A 13,841-nucleotide genomic window follows, 5' to 3' on the forward strand; every position below is an offset into this window, starting at 1 on the left:
GCCGGGGGTACGGGAGTTGCCGCCTTTGGGCAAGCGCTCTCTACGTGTATGTGCGGGCCAGTACGGTGACCGTCCGCGCGATCCGTTCGCGCAGCTCGGCCGGTTCGAGGACCTCGATGTGCGTGCCGAGGCGCAGGAATTCGTCGTGGGCACGGTCGATCGACTCGATGGGGAGGGTGGCGCGGGTCCAGCCGTTCTCGTCGGTACAGCCGGTGGCCTCGACGGCGCGGGCCGCGGCGCCGGTCAGCCGCACTCCCGGAGCCAGCCGGACCACCGCCTCACCGCGGTGCAGCCGGTCGTGGAAGTCCCTTTGGTACGCGATCCAGTACGCGGCGAGGTCGAAGTCCTCGGGACGGGTGAACTCCTCGCCGGATGCGGCCAGTTCGAGTATCTGGTCGACGCGGTACGTACGCGGTCCCGGGCCGGCAATCACGTACCAGCGGCCCGCCTTGAGGACGAGTCCGTACGGTTCGAGGCGGCGCTCCACGTCGGTGGGCTCGCGCCAGCGGCGGTAGCGGACGTGCAGGACGCGACTGTTCCAGACGGCGTCGGCGACGGCGGGGAGGTACGGGGCCTCGTCGTCCTCCGCGTACCAGCCGGGCGCGTCGAGGTGGAAGCGGCTGCTGATCCGGTCGGCGTGCTCGCGCAGTTCGTGCGGGAGGGCCGCGCGGACCTTCAGCTGGGCGGCGGCGAGGACCGAGCCAAGCCCGAGCTCGGCGGCGGGGCCGGGGACGCCGGCGAGGAACAGGGCCTCGGCCTCTTCGGCGGTGAGTCCGGTGAGACGGGTGCGGTAGCCGTCGAGGAGTTGGTAACCGCCCGCGTGGCCGGCGTCGCCGTACAGCGGGACACCCGCGGCGCTCAGCGCCTCGGCGTCCCGGTAGATCGTGCGCATCGAAACCTCCAGCTCCTCGGCGAGCTGGGCGGCGGTGAGCCGTCCTCGCGTCTGGAGGAGCAGGAGGATGGAGACGAGCCGGGCCGATTTCACTCGGTCACGATCTCAGACTCCGCTGACAGAAGGTGTCAGTGAAGCGGGTCTAGCTTCCTGCCATGACATCTTCTGTGGCCTTCGCGGAGAAGCTCCTGACCGTGCCGCCGCCCATCGAGGTGGCGGGACGGCGGATCAAGCGCTACCACGTCACCGCGGACCCGGCAGGCATCGCGCCCGACGTCGAGGAGGCGGCGTACGCGATCCTGCCGAAGCTGCTCCCGGAGCCGGACGCCACCCCGCCCGCGACGTTCTTGGTGCTGCACCGGGGCGGCGACGACGGCGCGTACCTCAACGCGTACAGCTGGGTGTGGGACAACGTGCTGCACTTTCGGGGCGCCTCGGCGGGTCAGCCGGTACTCGGCTGCCCGGACCGCGACCCAACGCACTTCATCACCCCTGACTTGCCGTGGATCGGCTGTGTGTGGGAGCTACCGCCGATCCTGCACGAACGCGACGCCTGGGTACGCCACGTACTCATGCCCGATACCCCCGACTTGGATGGATACGTCGGGGACTCACTGCGCGAGGGCACGACTGGAGACCTCTCATGAGCAGCGCGCACGACTTCGACTTCTTCCACGGCGAGTGGCAGGTCCTCAACCGCCGCCGAACCGACTTCCTCGACCCGGACAGCGACTGGGAGGAGTTTCCGGCGACAAACCGCTGCTGGAGCCTGTTCGACGGAGCCGCCAACATCGACGAGATGGACGTGCCGAGCCAGGGCTGGAAGGGGCTGACGCTGCGGCTGTTCGACCAGGAGACCAGAGAGTGGTCGTTGAACTGGTCGGCCAGCCGCACGGGCAGGCTGTTTCCGCCGGTGATCGGTCACTTCGTCGGCGGGCGGGGCGAGTTCTTCGGGGACGACACGCTCCCCCACTCTCGACTTCGCTCGAGCGGGGCCCCCATCGGCAAGGACGTGCGTGTGCGGTTCGTGTGGTCGGGGCTCTCCGGCACCACCGCCCGCTGGGAGCAGGCGTTCTCGGTGGACGGCGAGAAGACGTGGGTGACCAACTGGGTCATGGACTTCACGCGTCGCGCGGCCCCGGCTTCCGGAACGAGCGGAGCTTGAACTCCGGTTCGGGGCGCGGGACATGTTGGTGCGGGAGTTCCTCCAGGCGGGAGGCGAGTTGTTCGGTGAGGGGGGCGCCGGGGCGGAGGAGGGTGTACCAGCCGCGGCGTACGTCGGCGGCGGCCTGGGTCGGGGTGCGGCCCTGGCCGCGGCCTCGGAAGGTCGAGCGGGCCGCCGGGATCAGACCGCTGTCGGTGGCGAAGCGCGACACCAGGGCGGCCTCGTCGCGGGCGGCGCGGCGGGGGCGGGGGGCCATGACGGCGTCGATGTCGCTGCGCACGTCGTGGGCGGCGGCCTTGTCGACGGTGGTGACGAAGACGCCGCCCGGCCGCAGCACACGGGCCGCCTCGGCTACCACGAGGGCCGCGTCGTCCAGCAGATGCAGCAGCCAGATCGCCGAGGCGGCGTCGAACGAGGCGTCGGGGAAAGGGAGTTGGCGGCAGTCGGCGCGTACGAGGCGGCCGGGTAACTGTGCGGCGGCCCGGCTCAGCATTCCGTTCGCGGCGTCGACTCCCGTCACCTCGAGGCCGGCCGCCGCCAGGCGCCGGGTCACCGTGCCAGTGCCGCAGGCGAGGTCGAGAAGGCTGCGTGTGCTCTTGAGGAGCAGTGCGAGTACGGCGCTCGCGGCCTCGGCGGCACGGGGCTCGCCGCCACGGGAGGCGTCGTACCGCTCGGCCTCCTCGTTGTAGTCGAACACCAGGTTGCTCAACTGGCACCGTGCCCGGAGGCGAGCTCCTCGACCCGGCGCGCCAGCTCGAAGTCCTTCTCGGTGACCGCGCCGCCCACGCTGTGCGTGTTCACGGTGAGCGAGACGGAGTGGTAGCCGAGGGTGAGGTCGGAGTGGTGGTCCAGTTCGTCCTGCACCTGAGCGATGTGCATGACCAGCGCGGCCGCCGCGAAGTGCGAGCCGAGCCGGTAGGAGCGGGCGATCCGGTCTCCCTCGAGCGACCAGCCCGGTAGCTCGGCGAGCCGTTCCTCAATGTCCTTCTGCGAGAGCGGTTCGAGGGGCATGGCTGTGCTCCGTTCCGTCGTCCCGTAACGTCCGGTTCTCTCAGCGTGCCACAGCCGGACGGTTCCGGGCCTGGTCAGGCGGGTGCCCGGCGAGCGGCGGATGGGTTCGGCCGCGAGAGGGGCGGCGGGCGACGCCCTGTTTTACCGGCCTCTCTATTCTCTCGCGTCACTCCGGTGGCCGCTCAGGGCCGGGCCTCGACTACGGTCTTCGTATGGCCACTGTCCCGACCACTTCCTCTGCCACTGCTTCTGCCTCGGCCGACCGTGGGATCGGGCCGCTGTTGCGCGGCTGGCGCGAGCAGCGCCGGGTGAGTCAGCTGGAGCTGGCGCTGCGGGCCGGGTCCTCGGCGCGGCACATCAGCTTCATCGAGACGGGTCGCTCCCGGCCGAGCGAGGAGATGGTGCTGCGCCTCGCCGAGCATCTCGACGTGCCCGTACGGGAGCGCAACTCCCTTCTCCTGGCGGCCGGTTACGCACCCCACTATCCGGAGACTCCGCTGGACGACCCGGCGATGGACGCGCTGCGGGAGGGCCTGGAGCGGCTGATCCAGGGGTACGAGCCCTACCCGGCGTTCGTCGTGGACGCCACGTACAACGTGGTCGCCGCCAACCGGGGCATCGCGATGCTGTTCGACGGCCTGCCCGAGCACCTGCTCGCTCCTCCGCTGAACGCGCTACGGCTGACGCTGCACCCGGAGGGCCTGGCGCCCAGGATCCGCAACCTGCGCGAGTGGCGCGGCCATCTGCTGGCCCAGATGGAACGGGACATCGCGCTGCGCCGCTCGGATGCGCTGCGCGCGCTGTACGAGGAGGTGGCGGCGTATCCGTACTCCGCCCCGGAGGAACACGCCTCCCCGGAGCGCGGCGAGGGAACTGTGGAGCCGTTTGCCTTCGCGCTGCCGATGCAGATCGAGCACGACGGCCGCGTCCTGTCCTTCATCTCGTCCATCTCGACCTTCAACACACCCATGGACGTGACCGTCGCCGAGCTGGCCATCGAGACGCTGCTCCCGGCCGACCCGGTGACGGTCAAGTACCTTCAGTCGCTGATGTCCTGACGATGACTCAGCTGCCGCCAAACCTTAGGCGCGCAGTTCCTTCAAGGCGTCGGCCAACAGCTCCGCCCGGTCTTCCGCGTCAGGGTAGATCGGGTCGACGTCCCGGTCGGCCCAGTGGGTCTTCTGGAGGTGGACGAGGCGTTTGACCAGGCCGGTACGGATCCGACGCGGCATGCGGTGGCCAGAGGTCCGGGCCTGCAGCGCGGCGAGAGCGACCACGGGCATGAACTTCCAGTGAGGATCCGGTAGTTCCAGCTCGGCCAGCAGGCGGGACGGCGCGTCCGGTGCACGGTGGTGTACCCGGTCAGCCAGGCTCAGCGCCCGGATGACGGGGTCGGCCGAGTCGGCATGGCGGGCCAGGGCGGTGGACGCGGCTTTCACGTTGTCATCTTGGCTGTATTCGCTCCGTTGCAGTGCCGCGGCGGCACACTGACGCACCTCGTCGTCCACGTCCTCGTCCAGCAGACGGACGAGGACGTCCACTGCCGAGGTTTCCTCCGGGCTCCCCGGGGCGAAGTGGGAAAGTCCGAGGGCCGCGGATCTGCGGACCTCAGCGGTCGGATGCTGGACCTCGTCCAGGAATAGCGCTGTCGGTGGGTCGGTCAGCGGGAGCTCGTCGTGCAGGAGTTCGTAGCACTCCAGGATCTCGCTGAGTGTGAGTGGCTCGGGGTCCTGCGAGACGAGGCCGTCCAGTGTGTCGCGTACGAGGTCCCGTCGGATCCCGTCATGGAAGGTCAGCAGGTAGGAGATCACCTCCACGCCCAGGGCGACCAGGTCCTCCTCGCCGCTTTCGCAGAGCGCGAGCGCCTCGTCGATGCGGAGGCCCGTCCGGGCGCGGTCCGACCACGACTCGTCGTCCTGGAGCTCGGTCAGCGGTTGGAGCTCGCGATCGCGTTCCTCGCTGTCCCTGGGATGGACCAGCGCCTTCTTGAACGCAGCGCGTGCTTCCTGGCGCGTGCGGTGCGCGTCCTCGGCGGAGAGCGGTGTCCCACGGCGCACGACGCCGAGCACAGCCGCGACGGCCATGCCGAACTTCAGCTCGAAGGCGAACGTGCCCGGCTGGATGCCCGGCAGCCCCTCGGGTGTCCAGCCCTGCTCGCGCAGCATCTTCAGGCGCAGGCGCGCGTCGTCTCGTACGTCGGCGTCGATCACCTGCAGGGCAGGGGCTCCACCCAGCTCCGCGACCAGTGCCGTCCACTCACGCAGCAGGTCCTCTGGAGCGTCGAGGTTTCGCGCGAAGATCTGCACGGCACGCTCCCGCAGTGCCTCGTCCCGGCACAGGGCGTCGCAGAAGGCTCCCGCCGCTTCCACGGAGACGTCCAGTGACGGCTCGTGACCGAGTGCCTGGGCCAGTTCGCGCAGCGCCCACTCCAGGTCAGGTGCCTGGGCCGCGTCCGCGAACGCTTTCTCGCGGACCGCGGCATCGGGGGATCCGAGCCGCTCGGAGAGAGCGAGCGTGAACTCCTGTTGTCTGAGGGCCTTGTCCTTACGCCGAGAGAACATCCGGACAGCCTAAGCGGCTGCTCCGACGGCGAGTGCGCTCGGGTCAGTGACTCACGGTGACCACGATTTTGCCGAATTGGTTGTTGGACTCCATGTGCCGATGGGCCTGCACGATCTCCTCCAGGGGGAACAGGCGGTCCACCACTGGGCGGAAGACCCTGTCACGCAGTCCCGAAGTGACAAAGGCCGCGGCCCGGCGCAGCCGCTGCGGGTCCTTGGTGATCTCGAGCATCGTGTACGTGCGCATGTTCAGCGCGGGCATACCCAGGTCGAACCCCGGATAGGGCGTCGGCTGTCCGCTCAGTGCGCCCCACAGGAACAGTGTTCCGTCGGCTGCCACGACCCGGGCCAGCGCCACGACGCCCGGTCCGGCCACGGCGTCGAAAATGTAATCGGCACCCTTGCCATCGGTCAGTTGCAGCACGCGTTTCGCCGTGTCCTCCTCGTCGGAGACGATGACGTCGGCCGCGCCCTCGTCGAGCAGCTGCTGCCTCTTGGCGCGGGTTCGGGTGACAGCGATCGGCGTGGCCCCCAGGCGGTTGGCGGTGTGCATCGCGGCCAGGCCGACGCTGCTGGAGGCGGCGTTGATCACCGCCACGTCTCCCGCCCGCATACCGCCCACTTCCACCATCGCGCCGTAAGCGGTCAGGTAGGGCATCCACACCGCGGCGCCGGAGACCGCGTCCACCGCGTCGGGGCGGGGCAGGAGCGCGTTGGCCGGCACGATCGCCTGCTGGGCGTACACGCCGTAGTCGTTGTGCGAGAAGTTCGGCACGACGCTTACCGCCTGCCCCTTCTGGAAACCGGTCACCTCTGGGCCGACCGCCTCGATCACCCCGGCGGCTTCATTGCCGAGTCTGGCGGGTAATTGCTTGACCGGCTCGATGTACTGGCCGCTGCGGAACAGCGACTCGGCCCTGTTGATGCCGATCGCGTCCACCCGGATACGCACTTCGCGCGGTCCCGGTTCGCCTGGCTCCAGGTCCTCCAGCCGCATCACGTCGGGGCCGCCGATTTCGTGGAAGCGCACGGTTCTTGCCATGGCACCGTCCTTCGCTCGCTGGGAACGCGGTTCACCGTGACACATAAGTACGATGGACGTCAAACTTTGATGGCCATCGTACTATGAGGATATGGAACGTACGCCGTCGCACCCACAGGTTTCGCAGTTCAGCCTCCAGCAGGTGCTGGAGGCCGTGGTCGACCCGGTGCGCCGGAGCATCGTCACCCAGCTCGACGCCGCCGGCGAGGACATCGCCTGCGGCGCCTTCGACATCTCCGTCAGCAAGTCCACCGCCACGCACCACTTCAAGGTGCTGCGCGAGGCCGGTCTCATCCGGCAGTACTACGTCGGGACCTCGCGGATGAACGCCCTGCGCCGCACCGAGATGGACAGAACCTTCCCCGGCCTGCTCGACGCCGTCACCACAGCCCAGGCCAAGGGGCGCTGACAACGGCCCGGCCGACCGGTCCGGGATCAAGTGCCCTCGGATGATGGTGTTCTGACGGCTACTCAGCGACCTCTGCTCATCAGCTGCTTCCGGCCGCCCGCAGCGCCCCGTACTGCAAGCCCGCGAACCCCGCCACGACCAGCGCCTGTGCCGGTATGTACACCGCCCCCGTGGTCGTCGGCGACAACCACACGGCGAGTGCGATGAAACTCAAGGCAGTCCAGGCGAGGTTGAGCTCGATCACCGCTCGGACCGGGAGGGCCGGGGGCTGTGGGCGCGTGGCCAGGAGGCCGACGCCCGCCGCGTACGCCGTGAGGAGCACGCCGAGTGTGAGCAGCAGGCCGGAGTCGATGCCGAGCAGCCGCCCCATGGGGCCGGACGCTACGAGGTAGGCGATGCCGTTCGCTCCGGTCCCGGCCGCGTCGAAGGCCAGGAAGCGGCGCAGCATGGTGTGCGGCTCGGGGGTGCGGGCCAGGGTGGCGAGTTGGGTTGCGGACATGGCGGAATCAGCCTCCGTCGAGGTCGAGATGGGGTGGGTCGTGGTCCGGACGGGCCAGGGTCCGGGCGGACCGGTGGGACCCAGGTCCCGGACCGGAGTGCGCCGGCCCGGGACCCGGTACACCCACCATGCCGGGGGCGTGGGCGGTGGTCGATTACGCGCGAGGTAATGAAGAGGCGCCCGATCCCGTGTTGGTTTCCCGCCGACGTGGCAGACTTCTTGCGTTGCTCGGCGCGTGGGGAGGCGTGGCGTGAGTGAACGGCGGCCGGCGCCGACCGTGGGTCAGGTGGTGCTGGGAAGAAGACTTCAGGAACTGCGTGAGGAATGCGGGCTGCGGCGGGACGAGGCGGCCCAGATTCTGCGTGTCACGGCAGCGACCGTGCGGCGGATGGAGATGGCCGAGGTCGCGCTGAAGATCCCGTACGCGCAGGTGCTGCTGTCGACGTACGGCGTGCCCGACGACGAGATCGCGGCGTTCGTCGCACTGGCCGAGGAGGCAAACCAGCCGGGCTGGTGGCAGCGTTTCCACGACGTGCTGCCGGACTGGTTCAGCCTGCATGTGAGCCTGGAGGGCGCGGCCTCGCTGATCCGGTCGTACGAGCCGCACTTCGTGCCCGGGCTGCTGCAGACCGAGGACTACGCGCGCGCCGTCCTGGAGGCGGGCACGGTCGGGCAGACCCGGCCGGCCGATGTCGAACGGCATGTGACGCTGCGGCTGGAGCGGCAGAAGCTGCTGACCCGCGAGCATCCGCCCCGCCTGTGGGTGATCATGGACGAGACGGTGCTGCTGCGGCCGGTGTGCATGCGGGGTGAGGTGATGCGGGAGCAGCTCGACCGGCTTCTGGTGGTCGCCGAGAACGACCACATCACGCTGCAGATCGCCGAGTTCAAGGACGGCCCGCACCCAGGGGCGTGCGCGCCCTTCACACTGTTCCGCTTCGCGGAGCCGGAGCTGCCCGACATGGTGTACAGCGAGTATCTGACCGGCGCCCTGTATCTCGACTCGCGCCGGGAGGTGGCCGCACACCTGGAGGTCCTGGACGCCATGACGACCCGCGCGACCTCGGCCCAGCGCACGAAGGAGCTCATCGAGCGACGGCGCGACGACTTCTGAGGCGCCGGGGTTTCTCGTTCCCGGCCCCCGCCGTGCAGCACACGACGAGGCCCGTACGGACTCAGCGGCGCAGGTCCCGGTACTCGTCCAGCTTGCGGAGTGCGCTCATCAGCCGGGGGCGGCAGCCGGGACAGGACGACGCACGCGGCAGCGCCCAGACGTCCCAGCACGCCATGCAGCGCATCACCCCGGAGTGCTCCGGGTCGGGCTCGGCGCTGCCGCCGCACTGCGGGCACTGCCCCATCAGGACTCCCTACGCCGACAGGTCGAACTCGCCCAGCTTGGCACCGGCCAGGAAGTCGGTCCACTCAACGGCCGTGAATTCGACGGGCGGGGCGAGAAACCTGGTCAACTCGGCGAAGCGTAGGGCAGGCCGTTGCCCGACGGAGCGTCTACGCCCCGCCGTACAGGCACCCCAGATCCACGAGGAGCACTTCGCCACGTTCGGCCGCTGCCTGTAGGGCTGGGGTGAAGCCGATGCCGCTGTAACAGGCGGGGCGGACGTGGCTTGTGTCGATGCCTCGGGATGCGAGGAGTCCCAGGATGTGGCGGAGCCGGTCGAGGTGGCGTACGTCCATGACCTTGTTCCACTTCGCCTCGCCGATCGACAGCAGGATGCCGTGGTCCTGGCCGACCGCGCCGCGTACGACGACGTCGACCTCGTGGGAGGTGCGCGCGGACGGATCGGCGACGGTTCCCGAGGTGACGTCGATGGGCAGGCCGCCGAAGGTGTCGGGTTCGGCGTGCCAGGAGACCCAGTCGCGGCACAGGTGCTCGAAGTGGGGGCCGACGACCTTGCTCAGGAACGTGTCCCGGGATTGCGCCCAGGCCTCCGCCGGGTTGCTTCGGCGAGTCAGACGTGCCTGGTTGGGGCGTACCACCGCGTGATGGAACGTGATCAGCGGTTCGGCGATGCGATACGCGCTGCGGTTGCCGCGGAAGGCGTCCGGTTCCACGGTCAGCAGTCCGCACCGCTTGAGCACCGTCAACGGCTGCGAGATGTCGGTGGCCTTGCGACCCACCGCGCTCGCGATGCCGCCGCTGGTGTGATTGCCTGCCGCGACCGCCGCGAGAACGGAGTGGTAGAGCGCCCGGTCGCGTACGTCGCGTTCGGCGGCCAGCAGGAACTCCGCCTCGCCGTACAGCGGACGGGCCGGGTTGAGAGCCGTACGGCAGACCCAGTCGTCGAAGTCATCCAGTCCTGTCGGCGCGTCGTCGTCCACGAACTCCCGTCCGTAGGCCGGGGTTCCGCCGACCACGGCGTGGGTGAGGACCGCGAGCCTCGGGTCGGTGATTTCCCAGAACTTGGCTGCCTCCCGGTAGCCCAGGGAGTGCACGACGAGGTCGAGTCCCGCGCGGCCGTACAGCGGTGACGTACCGGACAGCAGCCCGCCCATGAACGACATCGCGCTGCCGCAGAGGAGGATGCGGGGGTGGCGGCGCAGATGACGGCCCGCGCGGACACCGATGGCCCGCTGGAGGCGGGATGGGAGGGAGGCGTCGCCCCGGACCAGATAGGGAAACTCGTCGATGACGATCGGGACGGGGCGCTGCGCGGCCAGGTCGAAGAGGAGCTCCAGGGCTTCGGTCCAGTCCTGAGGGCGGAGCGGCACGGGAGCGTCGGTGAAGCGTGCGATCTCCTCGCCGAGCAGACTCAGTGCCTCGGCCCGCGTGCCCTCGACGGCGGCGAAGTAGAAGCCGCCGGTCGCTTCGGTGAGGGCTTCGAGCAGGAAGCTCTTCCCCCGCCTGCGACGCCCGGACACGACCGCGAGGCGTGGCCCTGGCTCCTCGTCGGAGACGAAAGCGGTCAACTCGCTCCACTCCCAGTCACGGTCGAAGATCTGGGGCGGCTTGGGGATGGAGCGGTGGGAACGTCGCGCCACAGGGCACCTCATTTTTAGTGGCGTACCTCTAAGAAGTACATCCCTAAGAACGAGAACACACGTCGATGGACACGGGCCAGCGGCATCACGAACCGACGTAAGCGGTCAGCAGGGCATGGACCGATGGCTGGTTGCGTCCTCCCGCTCCTGGGCCGCCATTACTTCATCACCGTGTTCGAACGCCCAGGCACCGAACGCCTCGATCGGCGCCAGCAGGCTCTGCCCCAACCTGGTGAGCTCGTACTCGACGCGGGGTGGAGCGCCCATGTACGCGCGGCGCTCCACCAAGCCGTTGAACTGCAGCCGACGCAGGGTCTCGGTGAGCACCTTGGGACTGATCCCGCCGATCCGCTCGCGCAGTTGGCCAGGCCGCGCCGGCCCCTCGCGCAACGCCCAGATCACCACGGCGTTCCACGTGTTGGCGAGCAGGTCGAACGCGAGCCGGGCGCGGCAGTCGGCGAGGAAGTTCTGGTCAGCGGTCACTTACCGAATGGTGCCCGAACCGCTTCCTAATGTCGTTCCGAATCCGATGGCAGGACTGCCGCAAGGGAAGTGGGCATGGTGAGGATCGGGATTGTCGGCACCGGCAGCATGGCGGACGCCCTGGGTGGGCAGTGGGCGCGGGCCGGCCATGATGTGCTCGTGGGCGGACGGGACGCGGGCCGTTCGGCCGCCCTCGGCGAAAGAATCGGCGGACGGGCGGGAAGCCTGCGGGATGCAGCCGAGCACGGCACGGATGCGGTGCTGCTGGCGGTGCCGTACGCAGCGGTGGCCGGCGTGGTGTCCGGCCTCGCTGACGCCCTTGAGGGCCGGACACTGGTCGACTGCACCAATCCTGTCGCCCCTGGCTTCGTCCTCGAGACCCGGGGCGGGCCCTCGGCTGCCGAGCGCATCGCCATCGCTGCGCCGGGCACGCACGTTGTCAAGGCATTCAACCTGTGCCACGAGAGTGTGTGGCGGCTGACTCCTCCCGTCTTCGACGGCCGCCCCCTGGCGGTCCCGCTCTGCGGCGACGATGCACTGGCCCTCGACACCGTTCAGCGCCTGGTACGTGACCTCGGCTGCGAGCCGCTCAATGGTGGAGGGCTCGAGCGGGCAGCCCTGCTAGAGGCGACCGCCGCGTTCCTGATAGGCCTGTGGGTGGGCGAGGGAGCGGACGCCCAGGCGATTGTGCCGCCGGTCGAGTATGCGGAGGGCCGCTGAAGTCTGGCCGCCAGGGGGCAGCTTCGGTCGCCATGCCCCCGGACGGGCCGATTGATGCCAGCCCCAGCCCTACGCCGCACCCCCCTTCTTCTCCCCGCCCTCCCTCTCGTCGTCCACGATCTCCGCGTCGACCACGCCTTCTTCGTCCGAGGTGTTCGTCGTGGAGTGTTCGGTGCCCGGCTGCTGGTCCTCCGGAGGAGTCTGCTGGGTCTGGGCGTACATGGCCTGGCCCATCTTCTGGCTGACCGAGGCCAGTTTCTCCGCCCCGGCGCGGAGGGCGGCCGTGTCGGCGTCGTCGCGGGACTCCAGCAGGGTCTTGAGTTCGGTGATCGCGGACTCGACCTCCGACTTGGTGTCGGCGGGGATCCGTTCCTCGTTGTCGCGGAGGAAACGCTCGGTCTGGTAGACGAGTTGCTCGGCCTGGTTGCGGGTCTCGGCGGCCTCGCGGCGCTGGCGGTCCTCGTCGGCGTACTGCTCCGCCTCGCGCATCATGCGGTCGATGTCCTCCTTGGGGAGGGCCGAGCCGCCGGTCACCGTCATCTTCTGCTCGCGGCCCGTCGCGAGGTCCTTCGCGGAGACGTGCATGATTCCGTTGGCGTCGATGTCGAAGGCGACCTCGATCTGCGGCACTCCACGCGGTGCGGGCGGCAGGCCTGTGAGGTCGAAGACGCCGAGCTTCTTGTTGTAGGCGGCGATCTCGCGCTCGCCCTGGAAGACCTGGATTCCGACCGAGGGCTGGTTGTCCGTGGCGGTGGTGAAGATCTCCGAACGCCGGGTGGGAATCGTGGTGTTGCGTTCGATGAGCTTCGTCATGATGCCGCCCTTGGTCTCGATGCCCAGGGACAGCGGGGTGACGTCGAGGAGCAGGACGTCCTTCACGTCGCCGCGGATGACGCCCGCCTGGAGGGCGGCGCCGAGGGCCACGACCTCGTCGGGGTTGACGCCCTTGTGCGGGTCCTTGCCGGTGAGTTCCTTGACGAGTTCGGTCACCGCGGGCATCCGGGTGGAGCCGCCGACGAGGATGACGTGGTCGACGGCGGAGAGCTTGATGCCCGCGTCCTTGACCGCCTGGTCGAAGGGGGTCTTGCAGCGGTCGAGCAGGTCACTTGTCATTTCCTGGAACTGGGCGCGCGTCAGCTTCTCGTCGAGGTGCAGCGGGCCTTCGGCGGAGGCGGTGATGTAGGGCAGGTTGATGGTCGTCTCGGTGGAGGAGGACAGCTCGATCTTGGCTTTCTCGGCGCCCTCGCGCAGCCGCTGGATCGCCATCTTGTCGTTGCCGAGGTCGATGCCGTACGAGCCCTTGAAACGCTTGGTGAGGTGGTCGACGATCCGCTGGTCCCAGTCGTCGCCGCCGAGGTGGGTGTCGCCGTTGGTGGCCTTGACCTCGATGACGCCGTCGCCGATCTCCAGGAGCGAGACGTCGAAGGTGCCGCCGCCCAGGTCGAAGACGAGGACGGTCTGTTCCTCGCCGCGGTCGAGCCCGTACGCGAGGGCCGCGGCCGTCGGCTCGTTGATGATCCGCAGCACCTTCAGGCCCGCGATCTCGCCGGCCTCCTTGGTGGCCTGGCGCTGGGCGTCGTCGAAGTAGGCGGGCACGGTGATCACTGCGTCCGTGACGTCCTCGCCGAGATACGCCTCCGCGTCCCGCTTCAGTTTCTGCAGCACACGGGCCGACAGCTCCTGCGCCCGATAGCGGGTGCCGTCGATGTCGCCCTTCTCCGGGAAGCGCCAGCTCGCGTCGCCCATGTACCGCTTCACGGAGCGCGCGGTGCGCTCGACGTTCGTCACGGCCTGCCGTTTGGCGACCTCGCCGACGAGGACTTCGCCGTTCTTGGCGAAGGCCACGACGGACGGCGTCGTCCGCGCGCCCTCGGCGTTGGCGACGACTGTGGGCTCACCGCCTTCCAGGACGGCCACCACGGAGTTCGTGGTACCGAGATCGATCCCGACCGCTCGTGCCATCTTCGTCCCCTTCCACCCGGGCGCTTCCCGCCCTCCAGCACAAAACTTGAGTGCGCTCTTGTCAACACCCACCAGGTACCCCGGAAACGCGTACGCCGCA

At 69.3% G+C, this 13,841-nt stretch carries 16 protein-coding genes; 6 read left to right on the plus strand and 10 right to left on the minus strand.

The annotated features are described in order from the left end of the window. Nucleotides 1–40: 40 nt before the first annotated feature. Entirely contained in the window at nt 41–985 is a 945-nt protein-coding gene (locus IEZ21_RS19625) for a helix-turn-helix transcriptional regulator (RefSeq protein ID WP_189323221.1), read from the minus strand. A gap of 74 nt (nt 986–1,059) precedes the next feature. Here IEZ21_RS19625 and IEZ21_RS19630 point away from each other — a divergent pair, with 74 nt between their 5' ends. Further along, complete coding sequence (locus IEZ21_RS19630) at nt 1,060–1,539, plus strand: hypothetical protein (RefSeq protein ID WP_189323459.1); 480 nt, start codon at nt 1,060–1,062, stop codon at nt 1,537–1,539. After that, nucleotides 1,536–2,057, plus strand: coding sequence for a hypothetical protein (locus IEZ21_RS19635; RefSeq protein WP_189323222.1), 522 nt, complete (start codon nt 1,536–1,538; stop codon nt 2,055–2,057). The genes IEZ21_RS19630 and IEZ21_RS19635 overlap by 4 nt, the downstream gene beginning before the upstream one ends. On the opposite strand, the gene IEZ21_RS19640 is transcribed toward IEZ21_RS19635, so the two are convergent. Together IEZ21_RS19640 and IEZ21_RS19645 are read right to left on the minus strand one after the other, a co-directional pair. After that, nucleotides 2,014–2,754 (minus strand): class I SAM-dependent methyltransferase, encoded by a 741-nt coding sequence (locus IEZ21_RS19640; protein ID WP_189323460.1) that lies wholly within the window; start codon nt 2,752–2,754, stop codon nt 2,014–2,016. The two genes, IEZ21_RS19635 and IEZ21_RS19640, sit on opposite strands and share 44 nt — an antisense overlap. Nucleotides 2,755–2,762: 8 nt before the next feature. Continuing rightward, entirely contained in the window at nt 2,763–3,068 is a 306-nt protein-coding gene (locus IEZ21_RS19645; protein ID WP_189323223.1) for a 4a-hydroxytetrahydrobiopterin dehydratase, read from the minus strand. 212 nt (nt 3,069–3,280) lie between these two features. On the opposite strand from IEZ21_RS19645, the gene IEZ21_RS19650 reads away from it, so the two are divergent. Further along, nucleotides 3,281–4,126 (plus strand): helix-turn-helix domain-containing protein, encoded by an 846-nt coding sequence (locus IEZ21_RS19650; protein ID WP_189323224.1) that lies wholly within the window; start codon nt 3,281–3,283, stop codon nt 4,124–4,126. A gap of 24 nt (nt 4,127–4,150) precedes the next feature. On the opposite strand, the gene IEZ21_RS19655 is transcribed toward IEZ21_RS19650, so the two are convergent. Continuing rightward, a complete protein-coding gene (locus IEZ21_RS19655) occupies nt 4,151–5,629 on the minus strand; it encodes a HEAT repeat domain-containing protein (protein WP_189323225.1) in 1,479 nt (492 codons plus the stop codon). 43 nt (nt 5,630–5,672) lie between these two features. Continuing rightward, a complete protein-coding gene (locus IEZ21_RS19660) occupies nt 5,673–6,671 on the minus strand; it encodes a zinc-dependent alcohol dehydrogenase family protein (RefSeq protein WP_189323226.1) in 999 nt (332 codons plus the stop codon). A gap of 91 nt (nt 6,672–6,762) precedes the next feature. Here IEZ21_RS19660 and IEZ21_RS19665 point away from each other — a divergent pair, with 91 nt between their 5' ends. Further along, complete coding sequence (locus tag IEZ21_RS19665; RefSeq protein WP_189323227.1) at nt 6,763–7,080, plus strand: ArsR/SmtB family transcription factor; 318 nt, start codon at nt 6,763–6,765, stop codon at nt 7,078–7,080. Nucleotides 7,081–7,159: 79 nt separating this feature from the next. Here IEZ21_RS19665 and IEZ21_RS49125 read toward each other — a convergent pair whose 3' ends face one another. After that, nucleotides 7,160–7,579 carry a hypothetical protein gene (locus IEZ21_RS49125; RefSeq protein ID WP_246567929.1) on the minus strand — a complete coding sequence of 140 codons (420 nt, stop codon included), beginning with the start codon at nt 7,577–7,579 and terminating at the stop codon, nt 7,160–7,162. Nucleotides 7,580–7,829: 250 nt separating this feature from the next. On the opposite strand from IEZ21_RS49125, the gene IEZ21_RS19675 reads away from it, so the two are divergent. Further along, complete coding sequence (locus tag IEZ21_RS19675; protein WP_189323228.1) at nt 7,830–8,693, plus strand: Sco1979 family transcriptional regulator; 864 nt, start codon at nt 7,830–7,832, stop codon at nt 8,691–8,693. A 61-nt stretch (nt 8,694–8,754) separates the two neighbouring features. Here IEZ21_RS19675 and IEZ21_RS19680 read toward each other — a convergent pair whose 3' ends face one another. The 3 genes from IEZ21_RS19680 to IEZ21_RS19690 form a co-directional block, all read right to left on the minus strand. Beyond that, nucleotides 8,755–8,937, minus strand: coding sequence for a hypothetical protein (locus tag IEZ21_RS19680; RefSeq protein WP_189323229.1), 183 nt, complete (start codon nt 8,935–8,937; stop codon nt 8,755–8,757). A gap of 148 nt (nt 8,938–9,085) precedes the next feature. Next, nucleotides 9,086–10,576, minus strand: coding sequence for an AAA family ATPase (locus tag IEZ21_RS19685; protein ID WP_246567931.1), 1,491 nt, complete (start codon nt 10,574–10,576; stop codon nt 9,086–9,088). Between the two features lie 105 nt (nt 10,577–10,681). Beyond that, complete coding sequence (locus IEZ21_RS19690; RefSeq protein ID WP_189323230.1) at nt 10,682–11,059, minus strand: winged helix-turn-helix transcriptional regulator; 378 nt, start codon at nt 11,057–11,059, stop codon at nt 10,682–10,684. A 78-nt stretch (nt 11,060–11,137) separates the two neighbouring features. Between IEZ21_RS19690 and IEZ21_RS19695 the strand changes: the two genes are divergently transcribed. Next, nucleotides 11,138–11,779, plus strand: coding sequence for an NADPH-dependent F420 reductase (locus IEZ21_RS19695; RefSeq protein WP_189323462.1), 642 nt, complete (start codon nt 11,138–11,140; stop codon nt 11,777–11,779). A gap of 69 nt (nt 11,780–11,848) precedes the next feature. Here the strand turns inward: IEZ21_RS19695 and dnaK are convergent, their stop codons facing one another. Continuing rightward, nucleotides 11,849–13,741, minus strand: a complete 1,893-nt coding sequence (dnaK, locus tag IEZ21_RS19700) for a molecular chaperone DnaK (protein WP_189323231.1) — start codon at nt 13,739–13,741, stop codon at nt 11,849–11,851. Nucleotides 13,742–13,841: the final 100 nt, after the last annotated feature.

This window comes from Streptomyces flaveus (genome assembly GCF_014647675.1).
GTDB classification, from domain to species: domain Bacteria; phylum Actinomycetota; class Actinomycetes; order Streptomycetales; family Streptomycetaceae; genus Streptomyces; species Streptomyces flaveus.

What these genes read in the sequence shown, in the direction of transcription:
- IEZ21_RS19650 (WP_189323224.1), top strand. Translation starts at nt 3,281, where the DNA reads ATGGCCACTGTCCCGACCACTTCCTCTGCCACTGCTTCTGCCTCGGCC.
- IEZ21_RS19660 (WP_189323226.1), bottom strand. Translation starts at nt 6,671, where the DNA reads ATGGCAAGAACCGTGCGCTTCCACGAAATCGGCGGCCCCGACGTGATG.
- IEZ21_RS19680 (WP_189323229.1), bottom strand. Translation starts at nt 8,937, where the DNA reads ATGGGGCAGTGCCCGCAGTGCGGCGGCAGCGCCGAGCCCGACCCGGAG.
- IEZ21_RS19655 (WP_189323225.1), bottom strand. Translation starts at nt 5,629, where the DNA reads ATGTTCTCTCGGCGTAAGGACAAGGCCCTCAGACAACAGGAGTTCACG.
- IEZ21_RS19665 (WP_189323227.1), top strand. Translation starts at nt 6,763, where the DNA reads ATGGAACGTACGCCGTCGCACCCACAGGTTTCGCAGTTCAGCCTCCAG.
- IEZ21_RS19635 (WP_189323222.1), top strand. Translation starts at nt 1,536, where the DNA reads ATGAGCAGCGCGCACGACTTCGACTTCTTCCACGGCGAGTGGCAGGTC.
- dnaK (WP_189323231.1), bottom strand. Translation starts at nt 13,741, where the DNA reads ATGGCACGAGCGGTCGGGATCGATCTCGGTACCACGAACTCCGTGGTG.
- IEZ21_RS19645 (WP_189323223.1), bottom strand. Translation starts at nt 3,068, where the DNA reads ATGCCCCTCGAACCGCTCTCGCAGAAGGACATTGAGGAACGGCTCGCC.
- IEZ21_RS49125 (WP_246567929.1), bottom strand. Translation starts at nt 7,579, where the DNA reads ATGTCCGCAACCCAACTCGCCACCCTGGCCCGCACCCCCGAGCCGCAC.